The sequence below is a fragment of the Campylobacter sp. US50a genome, assembly GCF_004379015.1.
GTDB lineage: Bacteria > Campylobacterota > Campylobacteria > Campylobacterales > Campylobacteraceae > Campylobacter_D > Campylobacter_D jejuni.
In genome coordinates this window covers 1-306 of sequence record NZ_RYYJ01000087.1, presented here as the reverse complement: position 1 = coordinate 306, position 306 = coordinate 1, and the positions used below count along the sequence as shown (strand labels likewise).

Genomic DNA, 306 nt, shown 5'->3' with positions numbered 1-306 from the left:
GTAGGGGTAGAGAGAGTGGGCGGTGGATGTTGCTTTTCCTCCTAGAGAAGTTATGTTTATTATGAATAGTTTTTTTGCTTTGGTTGTTATATTTAAAATTAAAATTATCCCAGCGGGTGTTAAATAATATAAAGGCCTTCTATTGGCATCTTTTATTAAATATTCTAGTATAATATTTCTAGAAGTTTCATTTTTAATAATATCTTTTAAAAAGTCCAATTCTTCTAGCGTCTGCCTTTTATGAAAATCATCTAAAATAACACTTTTTTCTTGCCAATCTCTAAAACCTGAAATTCTAGCTAAAAA

The 306-nt window shown here is 29.1% G+C and carries 1 pseudogene; it reads right to left on the bottom strand.

The window, feature by feature from the left end:
* Positions 1 to 306, bottom strand: a pseudogene (locus tag ELQ11_RS10215) (hypothetical protein); the annotation flags it as partial.